Source organism: Rhodanobacter denitrificans (genome assembly GCF_003335105.1).
GTDB classification, from domain to species: Bacteria; Pseudomonadota; Gammaproteobacteria; order Xanthomonadales; family Rhodanobacteraceae; genus Rhodanobacter; species Rhodanobacter denitrificans_A.
This window is the reverse complement of sequence record NZ_QFWQ01000033.1, coordinates 1-270: the sequence shown is the minus strand read 5'-3', so window position 1 is coordinate 270 and position 270 is coordinate 1. Positions and strand designations below refer to the sequence as shown.

Genomic DNA, 270 nt, shown 5'->3' with positions numbered 1-270 from the left:
ACTGCGCGCCGCGCAAACGGGAGGGGACAGCACTCATTTTTTGCGGGACTCCTGACTCAACAATGCAATAAGGTAAATACCGCCGAGGCTGACGGTTAACACGCCAACCGGCAGCTGCCACGGCATAAACAGCCGTTGGGCGCCGTAATCGGCCAGCGCCAGCAGCAGCGCGCCGCACAGGGCCGACTGGGTCAGTCCCCAGCGGGCCGTGCCGCTCAGGCGGCGGGCGATATGCGGCGCCACCAGCGCGATAAATGAGATCGGCCCGGC

The 270-nt window shown here is 65.6% G+C and carries 1 protein-coding gene; it reads right to left on the bottom strand.

Annotated features, from left to right (window positions below; all coding sequences use genetic code 11):
* Positions 1-33 precede the first annotated feature (33 nt).
* The coding region (locus DEO45_RS16375) for an iron chelate uptake ABC transporter family permease subunit (protein ID WP_147269720.1) at positions 34-270 on the bottom strand (237 nt) is incomplete at its 5' end.